Genomic DNA, 19,977 nt, shown 5'->3' with positions numbered 1-19,977 from the left:
GGTTATTATAACAAATATACCTTGTGCTCATCCAGCGATCATCTCTAAGACTTTTCCTACCATTAATCCACCGAATGTGCCTACAATGTAGCCCATCATCGCCATGAGTACACCTATGGGAATGAGGGCTTTTGAGTAGGCTGAGGCCAGGATAGGTGCAGAGGCTACACCACCTATGTTGGCTAAAGAAGCGACACCCAAGGAGAAGAGGTCAAGTTTGAAGAATTTGGCAAAGAGTACCATGATGCTGAGATGTATGGCAATGATAACAAATCCGGCCATGATGTAAAGCGGGGCCTCTGTAAGCTCTGTGAAATTTGCGCGTGAAGCGATGAGTGCTACTATGAGATAGAGCATGATGTTTGCCAATACAGAACTTCCCGATAACTTCGCTAAAGGGGTCATAGCAAAGAACACCCCGGCAACTGTTGCAATGATGACAACCCAAGTGGTAGTGGTAAGAAATGATGTAGTAGGAAGGAATGATGCGCCATACTGTGCCAAAGCAGAGACAACAAGGCCTGCACTTAGTAAGATGAAGAGAGAAGTGAAGCTCATAGGCTTTTTAGAGACTTCTTTCAATGCTAGTCTTTCGCCTACTTCATCTATGGCTGAAGTATCAGCTTTGCTCCAAAGGTTGAACTTTTTGGCAAAAGGTACGAGTGCCAGTAGTATCATGACCCAGATCGCGTAGTCTATGGAGTCTATCAGCAGGGTGTATCCCATGGCAGAGTCCGGTAAGTTTAAAGCACCTTGTATGGCGACCATGTTTGCTGTGCCACCCATCCATGAGCCTGAGAGTGCAGCAAAAGGTTTCCATGAGTCAGGTTCAAAGTAGGTATGAAAGAGGGCAAAAGTACCTATGAATCCTATGGCGATACTCACAGATGCCAGAAAGAAAGTCAGTAACATTTTCTTACCCAGTTTAAATATCTCTCTCATGTCAGCAGAGAGTAACATGAGGAAGATCATAGCAGGAAGGAGGTTGGACTTGAGAAACTTGTAGGCATCCGTCACTGACTCACTTTTTTGCCATAGTCCAAAAGTAGAGAGGAGCATGACAGCAAAATAGATGATAACGATAGCCGGAAGATACTCAAAAAATTTTGCTTGTGTTCTTTTTTCTAAAAAGACGATAGATGCAGCTGTCAACGCTAGTACAGCTACATAGGTAAATCCATTCTCTATCATCTTGGTCCTTAATATTATAAAATATATAACTCTTCTGTATGGAGTATTATAGCGTATGTACAGGAGATAAGAAAGATGATTGTTTAAAAACGATTAACCTATATTTTTTATAATTTTTTCATAAATAAATAGCAAGTATAAGGAGCACAACATGTTCAGTAAAAAAATATCGCTTTTCATTTTGCCTTTGATAGCAATGAGTTCACTTCAGGCAAATGATCCGTTTTTCAATGATCCGTTCGGGGATGATATATTTAAAGAGATGTATCAAATGCAAAAAGAGATGGATAAGATCTTTGAGCGTATGAATGAACGAATGGAACAACGCACACAACTGTGGAATTATCCGACCAGACAGAACTTGATTCCAAATAACAGTAAGACAGGTAAAAGTACTTTGGTAGATAAAGGTACATATTATGAGTACAATACACAAATACCGGAAAGTGAAAACAATCAGATCGATATTACAATTGAAAATGGTATGTTACATCTAAAAGCAACGATAGATACAGTCAAGAAGTCAAACCAGTCAAATATGAAAATGAAACAACACTATGTAAGTATGATGCAACGTAGCGAGACATTACCTAATGATGTAGATCCAGGCAGTTTAAAGAGTGAGTACAAAAATGGTGTATTTGTTTTAACACTTCAGAAAAAAAAGAGTATTCAGCACCCTGTAGTGAAAGAGAAGGAAAAACAGCTACCTGCAGCAGTAGAGGAACTATCAAAAGAGCAAGAGAAAAAGGAAAACAATACAACAAAAGTAAGGGTACCACATACAAGTTCACATGTTTAGAGTAATCCCAAGCCTAAATCACGAATTTCCTCATGTTTGTGAAACTGAAAGGTCTTGTGGGCTTTTGTCTCCGGTTCTATGAGGTAGATCTCGTTGTGTAAATGAGCTAAATTTGTTTTTGATTGGTTGTAAATGAGTAGCCTTATAGACTTTTCAAACATTTCTAAAATATTGGCTGTTTTGAAAAAGTTATCAGGCATAGATTTTTCAAATGCATTTTTTCCTTGCACATCTACGGCGAGTATCGTATCGAATGTGGCTTCTGTGACACCAAGGTTTTCACAAAGAAAGCCATCGCCATAGGTTTCTCCATTGATGATATGCTCTTTAAACACACCAGGTATGGCCATAGTACAGAGTATGGCATCTTTGATATAGACATCATCAGATGCATCAAACACTTTTTTATCACCGTTAAGTAGGTTCGTGGCGATCAGTTTGAGTGGTATAGCGGTATCTTTCATTTTTCTATCCTGAAAAATACCATCAAATATTTTGGCTACTTTTTCATTGTCTACGACAGCATTACCGGAAAAAGAGAACTTGATCCAGTTATATATACCTGCAAAACTCTTGATATGTTCATAGATCTTTTCTTCTGCCAATCCTATAGCTAAACAGGCACCAATGATACCTCCCATACTGGTACCAACTATCTCATTAGGTACCAGTTGTTGTTTCTGCAGGTCGTGCAATACACCTAAATGTGCGATGCCTAAAGCACCACCACCTGAGAGAACCAATGTGAAATTTTTACTTTGTAGGTCTTTTATCATGAAAGTATTATAACGTAAGTCATTGGCAGTAAGTACTATGATCTTTCCTTCTTATCATTTCTTAAATAATTTTCTTTTAGCAGTTTTCATTATGTTATAATTAATCTATAAAAGTATCTAGGGTTTTTTAAGATGCCTTAAATAGAGGAGTTTCCCATCGACGTTACACCTTTACAGTTTATCAGTACCTATTTTTTAGTCGTACTTGCAGGAATCCTTGTTTTCTCTGCACTGAGTCATATCCTTTATCAAAAACGATCTCCAACTAGTATGATCTCATGGATGTTATCAATTTTCTTTTTTCCATATATCGTTGTGCCACTCTATTTTCTTATCGGTATACGTAAACGTGAACCAAAACATAGAAAAGAGTATGTTACATTTGATCATGTGCGTGAACATGTTCCTTTTGAATTGGATGACCCTCATCATGCCTTTCAAAATCTTCTGAAAAAAAATGGTATTCCCCCTGCAACAAAAGGCAATACTTTTGAACTGATCACCGATGATTCAGAAGCTTATGAACGAATGCTCCAAGAAATTGATAGTGCAAAATACAGTATCGATATCTGTACCTATGTTTTTCAGTTTGATAAAACAACAGAGGTAATCTTAGATGTATTGACCAGAAAAGCAAACGAAGGAGTCAAAGTACGATTGCTGATGGATCTGGTGGGTTCTTTCGGTGCCAGTTTTAATCAAAAAGGTTTTAATGCATTAAAAGAGGCTGGGGGCGAAGTGGCATTTTTTACTCCTATTTTGAAGAGACCGTTTCAAAACTATATCAATCTTAGAAATCATCGTAAGATCTATCTTTTCGATCAAACCACACTGCTAAGTGGAGGTATGAACCTCAGTAATGAATATATGGGACAAGCAGACGGAAGTAAACGTTGGGAAGACCTTCTTTACTTTTTGAGGGGACCCTCTGTCCATCATTTTTATCATATCTTTCAAAATGACTGGGGCTATGCCACAAAAGAAGAAAAAGCAGATCTTAAAATATCTGATACCTATGAGGGAGAGAGTATCGTACAAGTGGTTCCTTCTGGACCAGATATACCTACTGATGCACTTTATGAAGCACTCTTAAATGCCATCTATAATGCGAAAGAACGTATATGGATAGTGACTCCCTATTTTGTCCCAGATGAAAATATGATACAGGCATTGGTGATAGCACATCATAAAGGTGTTGATGTGAAGTTGATCACGCCTAAAAACTCTGACCATATGCTCGCAGATCTGGCCAGAAGCCCCTACATGCGTGAGCTTGATGAGATAGGTGCTGATGTGGTTTTGTATGAAGGAGAGATGCTCCATGCCAAAGCGATACTCTTTGATGATCTTGGAGGTATGGTAGGGTCAGTGAACCTGGACAACCGAAGTCTTTTTCTTAACTATGAAGTAGTTACTTTTGTCTATTCCCCCCAATTTATAGAGAGTATGGAGGGATGGATGAAAGTGTTAATAAACGATTCAAGCAGAGGGATGAAAAAACCTTCTAAGCTGCGTGAAGCAGTTGAAAATATGATGAAGGTGTTTGCACCTTTACTCTGATATTTTTACTTTTATTTCTTTCGTCCCGTTGGCTTTTTCTTTGCAGGAGCTGACTTGCTTTGTCCTCTTCTTTGCATTTTTTGCTTATGGTAGTCAAAGCCGCCTTTTCTTTCGATAAGTGATTTTTTCTTTGGCTGTTTTTGTCTTGGTTGTGTATCGGTAAGCTCAAATCCTGGATAGACATCTCTTTTTATGTTGAGCTTTAAGTCTCTTTCCATCTTTGAAAAAAGATTGTATTCTCTAGCCGTTATAATAGATATCACAGATCCTTTATGATTTGCTCTACCGGTTCTTCCTACACGGTGTGTAAAGTCATCTGTGCCCTCAGGCATATCGTAGTTGATGACCATATCAAGTTCTTTGATGTCTATACCACGTGCGGCAATGTCTGTGGCTACCAGTACCTGTGTTTTTCCACTTTTTAACAGTGCTAAGGATTTTGCTCTGGAGCCTCTATTGATATCCCCATGTATGATGGAAGTACGTATGTGATGACTTTTGAGGTATTCATATATTTTATTTGCAGACTCCTTAGTACTTGCAAATAAAAGCACTTGTTCCATATGCATGTCTTCTATAAGTTTAGCGACCAATTCATCTTTTCTCTTCCTGTCTACTTTGTATGCACGATGAGCGATGAAGTCAACAACATCACGTCTTTGGCTCACTTCAACAATTGCAGCATCACGCATAAACTCTTTTCCAAGCTTTTTGATGTTCTGTGAAATGGTTGCAGAAAACATCATGGTTTGTCTTGGTTGTCCACAGTGTTTGAGTATGGCTTTGATCTCACCTAAGAAGCCAAGTTCCAACATCGTGTCTGCTTCATCTAGTATGACGGTATTGATGTGCTCAAGGTTTATCTTCTTATCATCTATAAAACTTTGTAAACGTCCCGGTGTTGCAACAACAATGTCTGCACCTTGTGAAAGTCTTGCAAGCTGGGTACTTTTAGGTATACCGCCTTGTATCTTCACATTTTTAATGTCCAGGTATTTGCTCAGATCATTGATCGTTCTGGAAACCTGATCAACAAGTTCAATGGTAGGAACGATGATCAGAGCTCTTAATACTTTTTGGTCTTTTTTAACTATTTTTTGCAGTTTGTTAAGTAAGGGAAGTACATATGCAGCAGTTTTGCCTGTTCCAGACTTTGATGCACCCAGTACATCCACACCTTTGAGTGCTAATGGTACGACTTTATTTTGTATGGCAGTGGTCTGTTCATATTTTGCATGCGCAACGGCTTTTAAAATATCGGGATGTAAATTTAATTTTTCAAATGATTTGATGGTATTTCCTTGGTGTAACTATTAATAGGACATTTTTTGAGCAAAGCACAAAATTGTATATTTATGATGAACTTGCCATTTAGGCAAATTATCAAAAATATATTGTTGTCACTGTGATTTTTCAGCAGTAGGCTCATATGACTAGTCATATTTTATGATTATATTATACGTATTATAGCGTATTAGTTGAGAAGAGCGTAAAACTCTCTGGGAGCATCCATTTCAAAACTCATAGGTTTTTTCTTTACCGGGTGGATAATAGTAAGTTTTTTTGCGTGAAGTCCCATCTTTTCACCTTTTGTTCCATAACGCTCATCACCAATGATACTATGTCCCAACCAGGCCAAATGTGCACGTATCTGATGTTGTCTTCCTGTTTCTATACTGACTTCCAATAAAGATCTATCTTTTGTAGACTGTTTGACTTTATAGTGAGTCACAGCAGGTTTTGCCTCAGGGTGTTTCCCTACATACATACGGTACACTTTGTCATCCGGTCTTAATGGCTGGTCTATGGTTCCTTTTGTTTCTTTTGGAGAACCTTCGACTATGGCCAGGTAGATCTTCTCAGATATACTCCATTTATCCATGACGACTTCTCTCATCTCTTTTGAGGTTGCAAAAAGTAAAACACCGGAGGTATCTCTATCCAGTCTATGTACAGGCCAGAGCTTCACCTGATTTTTACCTCGTGAGAGTTGATCCCTCAGAATGGCAAGGGCATGTTGTTTGTTTTCTGTTGTGTTCCCGACCGACAAAAGACCTGCAGGTTTATAGATAGCTATGATGTCTTTATCTTGATAGAGGATCTCCAGTTTTTGTAAGGTCTGTGCCTGGGTCGAAGCTTTTTTAACCACACCTACTTCTACTACATCACCTGTATTTAATGGATGATCATGCTTGGTGGTGATCTGACCATTTACAGCAACACTTGAACCTTGTAATCGTTGCTTAATAGTCTTTTTGGACCAACCGCCTAGATGTGCAAAAAGAAACTCTAGGAGTTTACTTTTTTCTTTCACTGTGAATATATCTGCCATAGGTAAGTACCTTTTTATTTTATATTATTATATTTTATTGTTTTGCTTTGAGATATGCTTCTTCATATCTTTTGACCCATTGATTATATGCTCTTTGTTTTCTTTGTGCTTCTGTAAAATATTTGTCTGCACATGCATTTGCAGCAGATGATACGGTCAAGCCTTTGAAGCCGCAAAAAGCGTTTTTCATTCCCATATAAAGTAGGGTATCTTCATTACTAATATGGTTACAGGCATCTACGGCTTCAATAATAAACTGAGCGTTACAATCTTTGGAAGTAGTGCCTTCTGTAAAATAACATCTGTCATGGTTATCACATGCTTTTTTAAGCCAAGGCTCATCATTTGAGAAATCATTAGCACGATCATATACATCCTGTAGTCCTTCTGCGCTGCAACCATTTGGTCTTACAGCATAAGGGTACAAAGCTTCAGGAAAGTTCTCGTTTAGGGGTAAAACAATACCGTTTTGAGTCACGCCTCTAGCATTTTTATCACTTGCTTTTAAATGGAGTAAAGGTTCTTTTGGCTCTTTATTGATGTCATAGGTAAAAGTACCTGGATCACAGGCATCATCTTCCCATAATTCCTCAGTTATGCGTGCGACATCCTGAAAATGATAGTATACGGTTGTTAACATGATGTTATAGGCATCAGTACTTAATGTTTTGGGAATATCTTTTGCATGATAACCCAATCCCTTTTCATCTCTATGATCCATAACATCTTCAGTCGCCAGCATTACTTCGTCAGGCATAACCATATCAACAGAATAGGTCATCATATCTTCAACCCAGGTTTTATCATAGTCCGAAAAGAGTTTTTTAAATTTTCTATAGAACTTGTTTGAGGATTTTCTTTTTTTAGGAATATACTCTCTACAACTCTCTACTTCTTTAAGAGATATATTTGTATCTTGGCTCTCTGACACACTCAGATCATAGGCATATAGATTTGAAAAAAAGAGTAAAGATATGAGTATATAACTATTGAATTGTTTCATCTTTCGCTCCTTTATAAAAACTATAAGCTTTTTTCCATTTTGTAATCATCCATGACAAAGCCATTGCCAATATCCTGGATCACACTGCCACAGATACTAAAACCAACTTTTTCATACATATGAATGCTATTGGTATTATATCTGTTTACCGTTAGTGAAATTTTATTAAGTGCTTTTTTTCTTGCCAGATCCTCAAGAAATGCTACCATTTCTCTCCCATACCCTTTTCTACGATTTACTGAGGCAACATAAATTTTACTTAAAAACAATTCTTCTCCTCTAATGTTCACACTCATATAACCCCCAGGGACATTGTCATGTTCACATAAAAAGTATAAAAAGCCATTGTCTATCTGTTCCTCTATGGATTTAACAGACTGAAACTTTTCCAGCATATAGTCAACTTGAGCTTTACCGATGATAGGTGTATAATGCTCATGCCATATTTCATGCGCAAGGGATTCAATGGCTTGTATTTGACTTTTAGTGCTCACTGTTCTTATATGCATTTTGTTTTACTGTGAAATTTTTTGTTATACACTATTGAGACCTTATGGCAATTAGAATACATATACATAATTATAGCATAGTGAAAATCATGATGGTAGAAGAGGGTAGAAAGTCTATCTTCTTCTGCGTCCTCTATACCCACCATGACTTGAAGATCCTGTACCTCTTTTGTTTTGACCATGACACTGATCACAGATAGAAAATCTGTAAGAAAAGTCAAGTACTTTACCGCATCTTCGACACTGCTTTGTGAAGTGTCCCTGTCTAAGGGAATTCTCTATGAAGTTGTTTAGTCTTACTCTGGCGGCAATGGCTTGTTTTGTGTCTTCAAAAGTGTCCGGAAACTTGAAGGATAGCCATAGATAGAGTGAGATCTCTCTTACTCTGTCTTCTGCATTAAGCAGCATATCATTCGTTTGTGCAAAAGCAGGTAGGTCTCTTGGTGGGATGTAGAGTACTTTTCCGCCTGCTTCTATCTGACGGATATAACGATGAAAAACGGACTCTATGTAAGGTGATGAGATACTCGCCGGTGCACAGGATAGGAAAAAGCGTGTTTTCAGGTCTAGTGTGTATTCACTGACGATAGCGGCTATCTCAAGCATAGAATCGATGTTCGCTGCAACAAAAGGACCTTCAAATTCCATGTTGTCTGCGAAAAATGCCAAGATATCCAAAATGTTATCTGTTTCAAGTATCTCACCTATAAGCATGACATGTTCTAGACTTGCCATGACTGAGACAGGCAGTTCCAAGTCTGGCAGTGGTGTATGAAAGGCAGAGGTGATTGTGCTAAGGGCATTTTCATCCAAGGCACCTACATACCCTTTTTCTTCAAAGCCATAACGTCCGGCACGTCCGGAGATCTGTAGTACTTCAGTAGGGAGAAGCTCACGTCTGCGCAAGCCGTCAAACTTGTTGTCTTTGGAAAAGAGCAGGGTCTTGATAGGGAGGTTGAGTCCCATGGCTATGGCATCGGTGGAGACAAGTATCTGGCTTTCACCCTCTCTGAAACGTCTGGCTTCTTCGCGTCTGACTTCAGGTGAGAGGTTACCGTATACAACAGAGACAGAGTACTTTTCACTGAGTTGTTGTTTGAGTGAGAGCACATCACGTCTGGAAAAGGCTACGACGGCTGTTTGCGGTTCTATTTGTTTCATAGAAGTAGGCTTTTCCATCATGACCAGTTCATTTTTACGTTCAAAATGGATGACTTCCAACTCTTCACCCAGGTATTCACAGAGTTCTTCCACGGCCTTGAGTGCATTCGAGGAACCTGTAAGGATGACTTTTTTGGCAGGTATACCCATAAGTGCATTTGCCCATGCCCAGCCTCTATCACGGTCAGATATCATTTGGATCTCATCTATGACACAGACATCGACATCGACTGCAGCGTTCATCATTTCTATGGTAGAAGAGATGTGTGTAGACTCCTCGTCTATGATCTCTTCTTCACCGGTGATAAGTGAGACAGCTACACCTTCTTTTTTAAGGTTTTCATATCCTTCAAGTGCAAGTAGCCGAAGTGGTGCAAGGTAGTAACCTGTTGTTGCTTCTTCCAGAGCTTTGAGAGCAGTATATGTTTTACCTGAGTTTGTAGGTCCCACATGAAATACTATTTTCCGCTTGAGTTCACGGGCGAGAGGAAAAAGGTTTTTAAAGTCACGAATGGTTTTAGCCAATAACTCTTCACGCTTTTGTTTTTCAAGCAGAGGTTTGATGTAGTCTCCAAAGTGAAAGAGTATACGTCGTTTACTTTTTTCTCTAAACTTTAAGACGCCGGAAGAACGTATCTGTGGTTCCACAAAACGGACGATGAACTCATGCAGTTTTTCTTCTTCGATATCCAGTTTTTCACTCTCTTCTTTCATGTCATCAAATACATCATCTATGGCGACTTTGAAGTGTGCAAGTAAGTCATCATTTACTCTGTTGATATCTTCTTTAACCGGAGGTTCTTCGCCTCTCCAAATGAGGTTGTATAAGAAAGGTTTTTCATAGGAAACAGAAGTAAGATAGAAGAGTGTCGTACCAAAGAGATCATGGTTTTTCTCTTTCTCTATGATGATATGATCAGTGCTTTCATAGACCTCATATTTATCACTAATATTAGTTAATATTTTCTCAACAGTTCCAAAGGGAATAGGCGCATGGTAGAGTGATGATTCTGGCGTCATGCTTTTGAGAGCAGTATTTACTTCCTGCTCAGTTAAATAGACATGTCCATCCTCTTTGATGTGGGTAAGAAAATGTTCTATCTCCGCAGTTTTTTTGGTTATGGTTTCTTCTTTAATGGATTGAAGTTTAGTGACGATCTCTTTGTCATTCAAATCCCAAAGTTCATCCATGGGTAGAGTGACTGTGGTACATAAAAGAAGCTTGTTGAAGTCGAAGCTTTGTAAGGCAAAAGTGAAGCTGTGGTAAAAGTCCATTTCATTGAGGGAATTGAACACTACCTCTAAAGAATTCTCCAGTGTGTGAAGTCTAGTTCTCATACGTAAATAAGCAAGTTTATTGAGGACTTTTTCTTCTGTGATCTTGGTACTTTTAACGTCTATAAATGCTTCAAGTAGCAGGTTCTCTTCATGCTTAGTGTACTTGACATCTCCTAAGAGCTGGAGTATCTTTTCTACTTTGTCCAAAGGACGTTTAATATGTCCTGCATAAGGTACAGCTTTGTAGCTCTGTGTGAGGTATGAGACTATCATTTCTCTAGATACAGCTTCACCTTCACTCCAGACACGTCTGAGTGCACGTACCATCTCTTCTTTTGTGTGCGAGGAAAGGGTGATCTCAAGCAGCATAATGAGCTCTATAAGTTTATCTTCATCGAGTGTAGTGACTCCTTCATCAAAAGGAAGACCATTAAAATAGTTTCGTATTTTGTTGTTGAGTTTTATAAAGTATTTTTTCTTTTTCTTTGCCATAGTGTCTTATTATTATTTATTTTGACTAAGTATAGCATGAAAAATCAGCCCTAAACCTACTCAACCGTACAAATATCAACCAATTCCACTCCATCGCACTCTTTTTTGATACGCTTATGTTTACGAGCATCTTCTTCTGCAAGTTCCAGTAGGTCTGCGAAATCGTTTTTACTTACGGTTACTTCAAAAACTTCTTTTTCTGTTTTTAGAAAAACTTCGGCCTCTTCTTTGTGTGAGATCACAAGGTTTCTTAAACCTTTGGCAAACTCACTCTTGATGGCCTTTTCAACCTTCTCATTGGCAAATATATCTGCCAAGCTCAGTGTTTTACTTACGTCATTTTTACACATTATTGTGTACATTACTTTTATCATACCATCCACCTTTGGCTCCTTCTATCATAGATATATAATGATAGTCTATTTTAAAAAATAATGTGAGAAATATGTCAAATTGTCATGTTTTTCTCTGTTTACTTCTTCATAGGAATTATAAAAACGTGATAGTGATTGTTTACCGTGCTATAATAATAGTACTTTAGTATTTATATAAGATGTTGTGTAAAGGGAATGTTATGGTATCCGGTTTAAAAATGGTATTTGTTTCACTGATGTTGGTTTTTAGTTCTTTTGTTTTTGCAGGTGGAAATATATCTAACGATAAATCTAAAAAAGAAGTTGTAATGGATACGATTGAAGTCCATGGAATGGTACTTAAAGGCAAAATCACAAATATTGGACCTCATAAGCTCTCATTTAGACTTGTCAATATTGATGGGATCAACCATATAGCTTATAAAGATATTGATGCGATCCATACAAAATATCGTTACAACATTTCATATGGAGATGAAAGAATTAATGGAAGAGTTGTAGGGATTGTGGATCAGGAATCTTTAAAAGTGCAAAGTGCAGGTACAACCAAAGTGGTTAAGATCACTGATATTGATCATTTTGCAATGACCATAGAAGATGACCCGTCAGTTGAAAATTATGTGCGCAATAAAGTACCTTACCTCAAGGGAAATTTTAGTATTGGACTTGAGCTTGAGAGTGGGTCAAGCGTTACGGATGAAATTAGAGTCCAAGCCAACCTTTTACGAAAAAAAGCACAAAATGAGACTTACCTTCATTTTGATTATGAATATGAAACGAAAAAAACGCCTGGTATTCCAAAGACTGAGACTACAGATGAATTGTCTATTATGGTGGGTAACCGATATTTTTATGATCGTGATAACTTTCTGTATGGTGCCTTGATAGGTGAATATGATCGTATAAGAAATATTGATGCACGATGGGTCCCAACAGCTGGGTATGGTCACAATTTTAAACTGGGTAAAAGCAGTTGGATTAAACCGTCGATAGGTTTGGCATATGTTTGGACAAGATATACAGATAATACTCTCTATGGGGATTCAAGTTATACAGCAGCCGCACTGGGATTGACTGGGGAATATCTAATTGAGGATGTGTATCTCATCAACAAAGTAAAGATTGATGGAAGGGTTGTGTATTTTCCAAGTTTTACAGATCCTAATGAAGATTGGTTAACACGGGCAAATTTAGCTTTCACTGTACCTGTATATGAATTTTTTACAACGAAACTTTCCTTCGATTATATCAATGACAGCAACCCTGATCCTTCAATAGGAAACAATAAAACACAAACCAACCTGATGTTTGGTTTTGAATTTTAAACTAAAATATCATGACACTTAATTACGAGAAAAATAGGATTTGATATAATAAGAGTATAAAAGGGTTAGTTTTGGAAATAAAGAAGGATTTTTTATTTTCGACTCTTCCTTAGTGTGTTTAAGTGTGATAAATAGAAATACAAAAATTGTATATGAAGGAATGGGTATGAAGAGGGATATTGTACAGAATTTTTTACGCATCATATTGATGACAGGATTGTTGTTTCTACTTGTTACACAATGGTCATTGGGAGCTGAAGAAAATAGTAATCAAATGATATCTGGTGTGAATTCAGAAGTGATTAAAAGTAAGATCGAAGAAATTGATCAAAGAGATCTTGATGAAGAATCTAAGAAAAAGCTCATAGAGCTTTACAATTTGTCATTGGCAAATATCGAGAAAGAACAATTCTTTGTGGCAAATACAGAATCATTTTCAGAGGCTCGAAAAAATGCACCGGCAGAAATAGAAAAATTGCTCAATCTACTAAAAGAGAAAGAAGAGATGTTACCTGAAAAACTCTTGGAAGATTTGGAAACAAAAACACTGAAAGAACTCGTAGAACTAGAAGAAAAAGAAAAAGCTAATCTGTCGTCCATCGAAGCAAGATTGTCTGATTTCGACAATCAAATAGTGACTCAGAATACAAGGCCACATATTGCCAGAGAGAGATTAATTGAGCTGAAGAGTAAACTAGATGCCATAACTACAACTAAGTCATCATCTGAAGGTGATGTGGCTGTGATGTCACAGGCAAAAAAATGGGTGCTTGAAACGCAGTCAATTGCAATTAGCTCTGAGATCAATATGCTTGATCAAGAACTGTTGAGTTACGAGGAGCGTATAAAATTACTTAAGGCAAAACGTGATGTTGCCGAAAGTAAAGTCAAATATATGACGATATATATAAAGTTAATAAATGAGCTTCTCAATAAACGCCGACTTGCAGAAGTTAAACTGGTACAGCAGCAAGTTGAGATCACCAAAGAAGAGTCTAAAGATAAGCATCCTCTGGTACGTAAATTAGCAGAGCAGAATGTTGCACTGGGAGAGAAGCTCCAAGCAACTACTCTTAATATTGAGGATATTTCTGTTGCAGAGAGAAACAATCGTGTAAGTGCCAAGCGTATTGGAGATACTCTCAGCAGTATCAAGCAAAAACTTGAGATCGCGGGGATGAACCAAGATTACGGTGAAATATTGATCAAACAATATAATACGATGCCTAAGGTCTCCGTTATGCAAAGTGAGGTCAGTCGCTTAAAAAAACGTATTTCTCAGTCTGGATTGGAACAGATCCAGTATGCAGAAGAGTATAAGCAGTTACGTGACATTAATACCTATCTGACAGAGTTTATGCAGGGTCTACCTCAAAATGAGGTTGAATCAATTCGTACAGAACTTAAAGATCTTGCACTGAGCCGTCAAGCACTTCTGAATCAGCTTATTGAACTGGAATCTTCTTATTCACGTGCATTAGGAGAACTTGATACTTCTTTACTGAAACTCATGAATGTGGTGAAAGCATATAATAATTTCTTAGCTGAAAACCTTCTGTGGATCCGTAGTACCAAACCGGTTAGTCTTTCTATGTTTAAAAGTTTGCCAGGAGAACTTGAACAGTTTCTGTCACCATCCAATTGGATACTTGTGGGCAACATTCTGCTAGTACAGCTTAGATCTCAATTTACAATTAGTCTTTTAATGCTTTTTCTTGTTGTTCTTATTTTTATGAGAAAATTTTTTTTAAGTTCTGCAAGGGCTACAAACGAAAAAATACGGAGTATTCGTACCGATCATTTTGGTTATACTGTTGAAGCACTTTTTTGGACGGCTTTAGCTTCACTGCCTTTACCGCTTTTATTTATGATAACTGGTTGGCAACTGTCATTGGCTGCTGAACCCAGTGAGTTTTCAAATGCAGTGTCAAAAGCTATTCTGCGTACCTCTATCGACTTTTTTTATCTCCTTTTCTTCGCTGATATAGCTATCCGCGATGGAGTCGCTGTGAAGCATTTTCGTTGGCCAGAGAAGATCGCTGTAAAACTGCATAAAGAGATAAGTTTCTTGATGGTGTTACTCTTGCCCGCTATATTTATCGCGATTTACAGTGTGACTCTGGAGAGTGTAGGAATTAGTGGGGTACTTACACTTCTGGGTTTATTGACTATCATTGGTGCTATAGGACTTTTTCTTTTTAGAACGTTTACACCCAAGGGTGGTGTACTTAGCAAGTACTTTGAGAAAAATACTGATCATCTCATAGTACGTTACAGATTCATCTGGGAAAAGTTTTTCATCGCGTTGATAATTGTCACAGTCATTCTTGTGCTTCTTGGTTACCTCAATACAGCTAGTATGTTAACACATAACTTGTTTATAACGATCTGGATGATCTATGCTTTTGTCCTTATTCAAGGAATGCTCGCACGTTGGATGCTATTAGTAAACCGAAGACTTGAAGTCCAAGCTATTTTGGCACGTCGGGAAGAGGCGAGGATCTTAAAAGAGGCGATGGAAAAAAACAGGGAAAGTAATTTAGGTCAAGATGAACCCATCTCGGAGTATGATGAACCGGAAGTTGACCTTGTTGATCTGGGTATAAAAAGCCGGAAGTTACTACATACAATGCTTTTCTCAGGTGCGATAGTAGGTCTATGGTTTATCTGGTCACCTCTTTTACCTGCCTTTAACTTCCTGAATGATATCTCTCTTTGGAGTAGTGTAGGACTGGTCGATGGAGTGGATATGATGGTGCCAGTAACGTTAGGAGATCTGATTTTTGCGATAATAGTGATTCTTATCACTATCATTGCATCGCGGGGATTACCAGCCTTATTGGAATTTGTATTGCTGCAGAACCAGAAGTCTACAGTAGGTGGACGCTATACAGCAACTACATTGTTTCGTTATGTGATCGTTGCTGTAGGAGCTATGTCCTTTTTCAATATTATAGGTGCTGACTGGTCGAAGATTCAATGGCTTGCTGCTGCCCTTAGTGTTGGTATAGGGTTTGGTCTACAAGAGATCGTAGCTAACTTTATCAGTGGTTTGATCATTTTATTCGAGAGACCTATCAGAGTGGGCGATACTGTGACGGTAGGTAACGTTACAGGTACAGTGACCCGTATCCAGATCCGTGCGACTACTATTGTCAACTGGGACAGACAGGAATTACTGGTACCTAACAAAGAATTCATCACTCAACAATTGCTCAATTGGACATTGTCTGATCAGACGGTAAGGGTTGTGATCCCTGTGGGCATTGCTTATGGAAGTGATGTACCAAAAGCGATGAAACTGTTGAAAGAAACAGCCACCGAAAATAAGAATGTGCTTGACTCCCCTGAATCATTTGTTGCCTTCGAAAATTTTGGCGATAATGCGCTGCAACTTAGCTTAAGGGCCTATTTACCTACGGTAGAAAATCGTACAAATATTATTACAGAAATGAATAAAACCATTAATGAAAAGTTTAATGAAGCAGGTATATCTATTGCATTCCCTCAACGAGATATACATCTTGATACCAGTAAACCGATCGATATTCGTGTGCATCAAAAAGATGATAAAAGCACATAAATATTGAATGAAGTTAGCGTGAAGAGGAAAAGTGACGAAGTATACTTTGTTATAAAAAGAGAGAGGCTTATCCGGGAAAACCCGGAAAGCTTAGTAGTCTAAAATTACATATTACCAAGCATCTTTTTGATGGCATAGTTCAAACGTTGTTTCATTTGATCCGCAGGTAACCCTTTTACATCGCCTTCTGCTGAAGAGATGTAGATGATCTCCGCCGTATCTGCATCGATAAGAGTCAATAACATTGCTGCATCCGGAGCATTTTCAATCGTTATTTTTCCTTCTTTATCAACTTTCTCTTTGATAGCATCCATATCTGCAGCTGCAAGATAGGCAACATAGAAATCAGGATTCGCTGTTACTGCCATTTTGCCTTTTTTAGCCAGCTCGGCATTGACTATCTGTTGTATCTCTGCACTTACATCCAAATTAGTCGGGATCGGCGTTCCTTTTGGATCCTGTACAAAACCACTCTGATCAATTATCTGATATGTTTTGTACCCATCTAGATTAGCTTTTTCAGATTTTAAAGCTATGACTTCAATATCACTTGTATTTTGTGCACATCCTGTAAATCCTGCGATCATCAGACCGACCATCGTACTTTTTAACAACTTTGACATTTTATTTCCTTTTTATTTTATACACAATTATGGCTCTTTTGATATAGCAATAATGCTAAGTATATCGTTATGATAAAGGTAAAATCAAGTTAAAACTATAATTTATTGTTTTTGGATATTTAGTGTCAGAAAGAAATGTGATTATTAATACATTACATGAAAAGGGAAAGTAATAAAGAATGAGATTAAAAATTAAAAATACGCTCTGCCTTTACAGGTATTACAATGTCGATCGCCTTTCACTATATGGTCTTACAGGATCTGTATCAGCAGCAGATACTACTAACGTAACACAAGAACTTCCTACTGAAAATGAAATGATAGTAGCTTACTATGGTAGACCTGGTGTTAAGTCACTGGGAGTTCTCGGTCAATATTCTATTGAAGAACTTATACCTAAGGTAAAAGTAAAAGCTGCCGAATATGCAAAAGTGAGAGGTAATCAAATAGAAAAGTGGCTCTTCACAAAATTAAGTGAAGAGCTTAAGTTTGACTAGATAAGCATAAAAGTCTATAAAAGGGTTTTATTTAGTCGCACTATCCATGATCTTTGATACAAGGATCATCCCCTCTATACTCATATCTTCTTCCATTTCGAGTCTTGAAGGAAATACACCTTCGAGTGCTGAAAGGACATATTTAGCATCTTTTTTTGGAAGCGATTTTAGTTTTGCTTTGATATTCAGTTTTTTGTACAGCCAGTTTCTTTTTTCTTTTGAGATATGAAAACGTACTTTTTTAGTTTGAATTTCTTCCACAAGCTGACATGTTCCATAGTATTGACTTGCCAAAAGTTTCCCACCGGAAAGGATATTTCTACTATGAACCGCTTTTTGCGGATCTTCAATAGGAGGAATGATGCTCATCGTAGTTGTCGTGATATTCCCAAGTCTTGTCACTTTAATAAAAGATAATCCTTTGTCACCTCTAATGATGTTTCCTTGAGATACTTTATTCTTACCTTTCATAGTATATGTACCGTTACTATCATTTGTAACAATTGTTAATCTCATGACATCACCACGGAAACTACCTTTCTCGGTAGCATAAGTACTAAATTCACAAGCATAAGTAGTTTGCTTCACTTCTTTGGCAAGACCAAACACACTCAACAAAACAATCAACAAAATATTTTTCATTCAAACCCCTGGATATTGATTTCCACAGTATACTTGATATAATATAAAATATACGAAAGGCAAAGCAAATGAAAAAAATATTCATAGGTTTATCTGTATTTTTTATCTTGCTACTGAGTGGATGTTGAACTCCTGATATATTAGATGCAGCACCCGCAACACCACCGAAGATTAAGTATTTTCACTCATTTATATTCCCTCAGCGATCATGACATCTGCAACTTTTTTGAATCCGGCAATATTTGCACCATCTACATAGTTTCCTTCGACACCATACTCTTTAGCAGTGTCAGCAATATTTTGACAAATATCATACATAGTCGTTTTAAGTTTGGCGTCAACCTCTTCAAAAGTCCACTTAAGCATAGAGGCATTTTGACTCATTTCAAAATTACTTACAGCAACCCCGCCTGCGTTGGCTGCTTTAGCTGGACCAAAACAGACTTTATTTGTCAAAAGGGTTTCCATGGCTTCTGGAGTAGACGGCATATTGGCCCCCTCGGTCACAGAGACACAACCGTTTTTGATTAGATTTTTTGCATCTATTTCAGTTAGCTCATTTTGTGTAGAACAAGGGAAAGCAGCATAAGTCTCTATGTTCCATACTGCATGACCTCCTTCAGGATATTCTGAGACAGGAATATAAATCGCTTCAGGATGTTTTGAAACATACTCTTCTAGAGATCCTCGACGATTAAACTTCAAATCTTTCAAGTATTCTAGATCTACACCTCTGGCATCATAGATCGTTCCTTTTGAGTCTGTACATGTAACAGGAATGGCCCCTTGCTGATAAAGCTTTTCTATGGTATAGAGTGCCACATTCCCCGCACCACTTACGGTACAGGTCTTACCTTCCAGACCTTCTTTCTTTTCCGTTTCAAGCATCGCTTCAGTAAAATAAACCACTCCATACCCTGTGGCCTCTGTACGCCCGAGAGAACCCCCAAAGAAAAGAGGTTTACCTGTTAAAACACCGTCAAAAGTTGTAGTGATCCTTTTGTATTCAGCAAAAAGGTATCCTATTTCTCTGGCACCAACACCTATATCTCCCGCAGGAACATCCATGCGTGGACCGATGTATTTGTGCAGTTCTCGCATAAACGAAGTACAGAACTTCATTACTTCAAAATCACTTTTACCTTTTGGATCAAAGTCACTTCCCCCTTTACCTCCACCTATAGGCAATCCGGTAAGTGCATTTTTAAGGATCTGTTCAAATCCTAAAAACTTCAAAATACCTTCATTTACTGATGGGTGAAAACGAAGCCCCCCTTTATATGGCCCAAGTGAATTGTTAAACTGAACCCTGTATCCGGTATTAACCCTAATTTCATTCTTATCATTCATCCATTCGACTTTAAACTTTATAATTCTGTCAGGATTTGCCAATCTTCTGATAATGTTGTGTTTAGCATATTTTTCATCAGCAAGATAAAGTGGTGCAATAGAAAATAAAACCTCTTCCAGAGCCTGATAAAAAACATCATGTTCAATACGATGGCTCTCTATGAGTTTGTTTAGCTCTTCTTTTATCTTCTTATGTGCATCTTCTAGCGTTGGTTTGTTACTCGGCATGATTTAGTATCCCTTAATATAGTATATTTATAGTTTAACATATTTTTATCCTTTCTAATAGACCAAAACTCCTATTTTAAAATAGGAGTTTTGGTCTATTCACTTATGTTACAATATATAGGTTTATCCTAATCTTTCCAATGTGACATAAATGTGACAGCGTCATGATACACTGTCTTAAGCCATTAAACTTCTCATACATTTGTACTCCTTTATCTTGTCTCTACGATGAGTATTTAATGGCTTCTAGT

At 37.7% G+C, this 19,977-nt stretch carries 16 protein-coding genes; 5 read left to right on the top strand and 11 right to left on the bottom strand.

Annotated features, from left to right (window positions below):
- Positions 1-27: 27 nt before the first annotated feature.
- Positions 28-1,191 (bottom strand): DUF819 domain-containing protein, encoded by a 1,164-nt coding sequence (locus ABYK33_RS00785; protein ID WP_373030990.1) that lies wholly within the window; start codon positions 1,189-1,191, stop codon positions 28-30.
- Positions 1,192-1,342: 151 nt separating this feature from the next.
- Between ABYK33_RS00785 and ABYK33_RS00780 the strand changes: the two genes are divergently transcribed.
- A complete protein-coding gene (locus ABYK33_RS00780) occupies positions 1,343-1,993 on the top strand; it encodes an Hsp20/alpha crystallin family protein (RefSeq protein WP_373030989.1) in 651 nt (216 codons plus the stop codon).
- On the opposite strand, the gene ABYK33_RS00775 is transcribed toward ABYK33_RS00780, so the two are convergent.
- Positions 1,990-2,769 carry a patatin-like phospholipase family protein gene (locus ABYK33_RS00775; protein ID WP_373030988.1) on the bottom strand — a complete coding sequence of 260 codons (780 nt, stop codon included), beginning with the start codon at positions 2,767-2,769 and terminating at the stop codon, positions 1,990-1,992. The genes ABYK33_RS00780 and ABYK33_RS00775 overlap by 4 nt on opposite strands.
- A 141-nt stretch (positions 2,770-2,910) precedes the next feature.
- On the opposite strand from ABYK33_RS00775, the gene ABYK33_RS00770 reads away from it, so the two are divergent.
- On the top strand, positions 2,911-4,329 hold the full coding sequence (locus tag ABYK33_RS00770) for a phospholipase D-like domain-containing protein (protein WP_373031038.1): 1,419 nt from the start codon (positions 2,911-2,913) through the stop codon (positions 4,327-4,329).
- 11 nt (positions 4,330-4,340) lie between these two features.
- Here ABYK33_RS00770 and ABYK33_RS00765 read toward each other — a convergent pair whose 3' ends face one another.
- The 6 genes from ABYK33_RS00765 to ABYK33_RS00740 form a co-directional block, all read right to left on the bottom strand.
- Positions 4,341-5,540 (bottom strand): DEAD/DEAH box helicase, encoded by a 1,200-nt coding sequence (locus tag ABYK33_RS00765; RefSeq protein ID WP_373031037.1) that lies wholly within the window; start codon positions 5,538-5,540, stop codon positions 4,341-4,343.
- Between the two features lie 263 nt (positions 5,541-5,803).
- Positions 5,804-6,661, bottom strand: coding sequence for an RluA family pseudouridine synthase (locus ABYK33_RS00760; RefSeq protein WP_373030987.1), 858 nt, complete (start codon positions 6,659-6,661; stop codon positions 5,804-5,806).
- A gap of 34 nt (positions 6,662-6,695) precedes the next feature.
- The gene (locus ABYK33_RS00755; RefSeq protein WP_373030986.1) at positions 6,696-7,664 is read right to left on the bottom strand and encodes a hypothetical protein; all 969 of its coding nucleotides are present in this window, start codon (positions 7,662-7,664) and stop codon (positions 6,696-6,698) included.
- Positions 7,665-7,684: 20 nt separating this feature from the next.
- Entirely contained in the window at positions 7,685-8,173 is a 489-nt protein-coding gene (locus ABYK33_RS00750; protein ID WP_373030985.1) for a GNAT family N-acetyltransferase, read from the bottom strand.
- Positions 8,174-8,287: 114 nt separating this feature from the next.
- Positions 8,288-11,104 carry a helicase-related protein gene (locus ABYK33_RS00745; protein WP_373030984.1) on the bottom strand — a complete coding sequence of 939 codons (2,817 nt, stop codon included), beginning with the start codon at positions 11,102-11,104 and terminating at the stop codon, positions 8,288-8,290.
- Between the two features lie 56 nt (positions 11,105-11,160).
- Complete coding sequence (locus tag ABYK33_RS00740; protein WP_373031036.1) at positions 11,161-11,478, bottom strand: hypothetical protein; 318 nt, start codon at positions 11,476-11,478, stop codon at positions 11,161-11,163.
- Between the two features lie 200 nt (positions 11,479-11,678).
- Here ABYK33_RS00740 and ABYK33_RS00735 point away from each other — a divergent pair, with 200 nt between their 5' ends.
- Entirely contained in the window at positions 11,679-12,803 is a 1,125-nt protein-coding gene (locus tag ABYK33_RS00735) for a DUF481 domain-containing protein (protein WP_373030983.1), read from the top strand.
- A 166-nt stretch (positions 12,804-12,969) separates the two neighbouring features.
- Complete coding sequence (locus ABYK33_RS00730) at positions 12,970-16,386, top strand: mechanosensitive ion channel domain-containing protein (RefSeq protein ID WP_373030982.1); 3,417 nt, start codon at positions 12,970-12,972, stop codon at positions 16,384-16,386.
- Between the two features lie 104 nt (positions 16,387-16,490).
- Here ABYK33_RS00730 and ABYK33_RS00725 read toward each other — a convergent pair whose 3' ends face one another.
- Positions 16,491-17,009 (bottom strand): DUF4136 domain-containing protein, encoded by a 519-nt coding sequence (locus ABYK33_RS00725; RefSeq protein WP_373030981.1) that lies wholly within the window; start codon positions 17,007-17,009, stop codon positions 16,491-16,493.
- Positions 17,010-17,188: 179 nt separating this feature from the next.
- On the opposite strand from ABYK33_RS00725, the gene ABYK33_RS00720 reads away from it, so the two are divergent.
- A complete protein-coding gene (locus ABYK33_RS00720; RefSeq protein ID WP_373030980.1) occupies positions 17,189-17,506 on the top strand; it encodes a hypothetical protein in 318 nt (105 codons plus the stop codon).
- Between the two features lie 27 nt (positions 17,507-17,533).
- Here ABYK33_RS00720 and ABYK33_RS00715 read toward each other — a convergent pair whose 3' ends face one another.
- A complete protein-coding gene (locus tag ABYK33_RS00715) occupies positions 17,534-18,148 on the bottom strand; it encodes a hypothetical protein (RefSeq protein WP_373030979.1) in 615 nt (204 codons plus the stop codon).
- Positions 18,149-18,337: 189 nt separating this feature from the next.
- A complete protein-coding gene (gene gdhA, locus ABYK33_RS00710) occupies positions 18,338-19,726 on the bottom strand; it encodes an NADP-specific glutamate dehydrogenase (RefSeq protein WP_373030978.1) in 1,389 nt (462 codons plus the stop codon).
- Between the last annotated feature and the right edge of the window lie 251 nt (positions 19,727-19,977).

It is taken from the genome of Sulfurovum sp. (genome assembly GCF_041562805.1).
Lineage (GTDB): Bacteria > Campylobacterota > Campylobacteria > Campylobacterales > Sulfurovaceae > Sulfurovum.
This window is presented reverse-complemented; position numbering and strand designations above follow the sequence as displayed.

What these genes read in the sequence shown, in the direction of transcription:
- ABYK33_RS00715 (WP_373030979.1), bottom strand. Translation starts at nt 18,148, where the DNA reads ATGAAAAATATTTTGTTGATTGTTTTGTTGAGTGTGTTTGGTCTTGCC.
- ABYK33_RS00740 (WP_373031036.1), bottom strand. Translation starts at nt 11,478, where the DNA reads ATGATAAAAGTAATGTACACAATAATGTGTAAAAATGACGTAAGTAAA.
- gdhA (WP_373030978.1), bottom strand. Translation starts at nt 19,726, where the DNA reads ATGCCGAGTAACAAACCAACGCTAGAAGATGCACATAAGAAGATAAAA.
- ABYK33_RS00745 (WP_373030984.1), bottom strand. Translation starts at nt 11,104, where the DNA reads ATGGCAAAGAAAAAGAAAAAATACTTTATAAAACTCAACAACAAAATA.
- ABYK33_RS00775 (WP_373030988.1), bottom strand. Translation starts at nt 2,769, where the DNA reads ATGATAAAAGACCTACAAAGTAAAAATTTCACATTGGTTCTCTCAGGT.
- ABYK33_RS00785 (WP_373030990.1), bottom strand. Translation starts at nt 1,191, where the DNA reads ATGATAGAGAATGGATTTACCTATGTAGCTGTACTAGCGTTGACAGCT.
- ABYK33_RS00720 (WP_373030980.1), top strand. Translation starts at nt 17,189, where the DNA reads ATGAGATTAAAAATTAAAAATACGCTCTGCCTTTACAGGTATTACAAT.
- ABYK33_RS00750 (WP_373030985.1), bottom strand. Translation starts at nt 8,173, where the DNA reads ATGCATATAAGAACAGTGAGCACTAAAAGTCAAATACAAGCCATTGAA.
- ABYK33_RS00730 (WP_373030982.1), top strand. Translation starts at nt 12,970, where the DNA reads ATGAAGAGGGATATTGTACAGAATTTTTTACGCATCATATTGATGACA.
- ABYK33_RS00755 (WP_373030986.1), bottom strand. Translation starts at nt 7,664, where the DNA reads ATGAAACAATTCAATAGTTATATACTCATATCTTTACTCTTTTTTTCA.
- ABYK33_RS00725 (WP_373030981.1), bottom strand. Translation starts at nt 17,009, where the DNA reads ATGTCAAAGTTGTTAAAAAGTACGATGGTCGGTCTGATGATCGCAGGA.
- ABYK33_RS00760 (WP_373030987.1), bottom strand. Translation starts at nt 6,661, where the DNA reads ATGGCAGATATATTCACAGTGAAAGAAAAAAGTAAACTCCTAGAGTTT.
- ABYK33_RS00780 (WP_373030989.1), top strand. Translation starts at nt 1,343, where the DNA reads ATGTTCAGTAAAAAAATATCGCTTTTCATTTTGCCTTTGATAGCAATG.
- ABYK33_RS00735 (WP_373030983.1), top strand. Translation starts at nt 11,679, where the DNA reads ATGGTATCCGGTTTAAAAATGGTATTTGTTTCACTGATGTTGGTTTTT.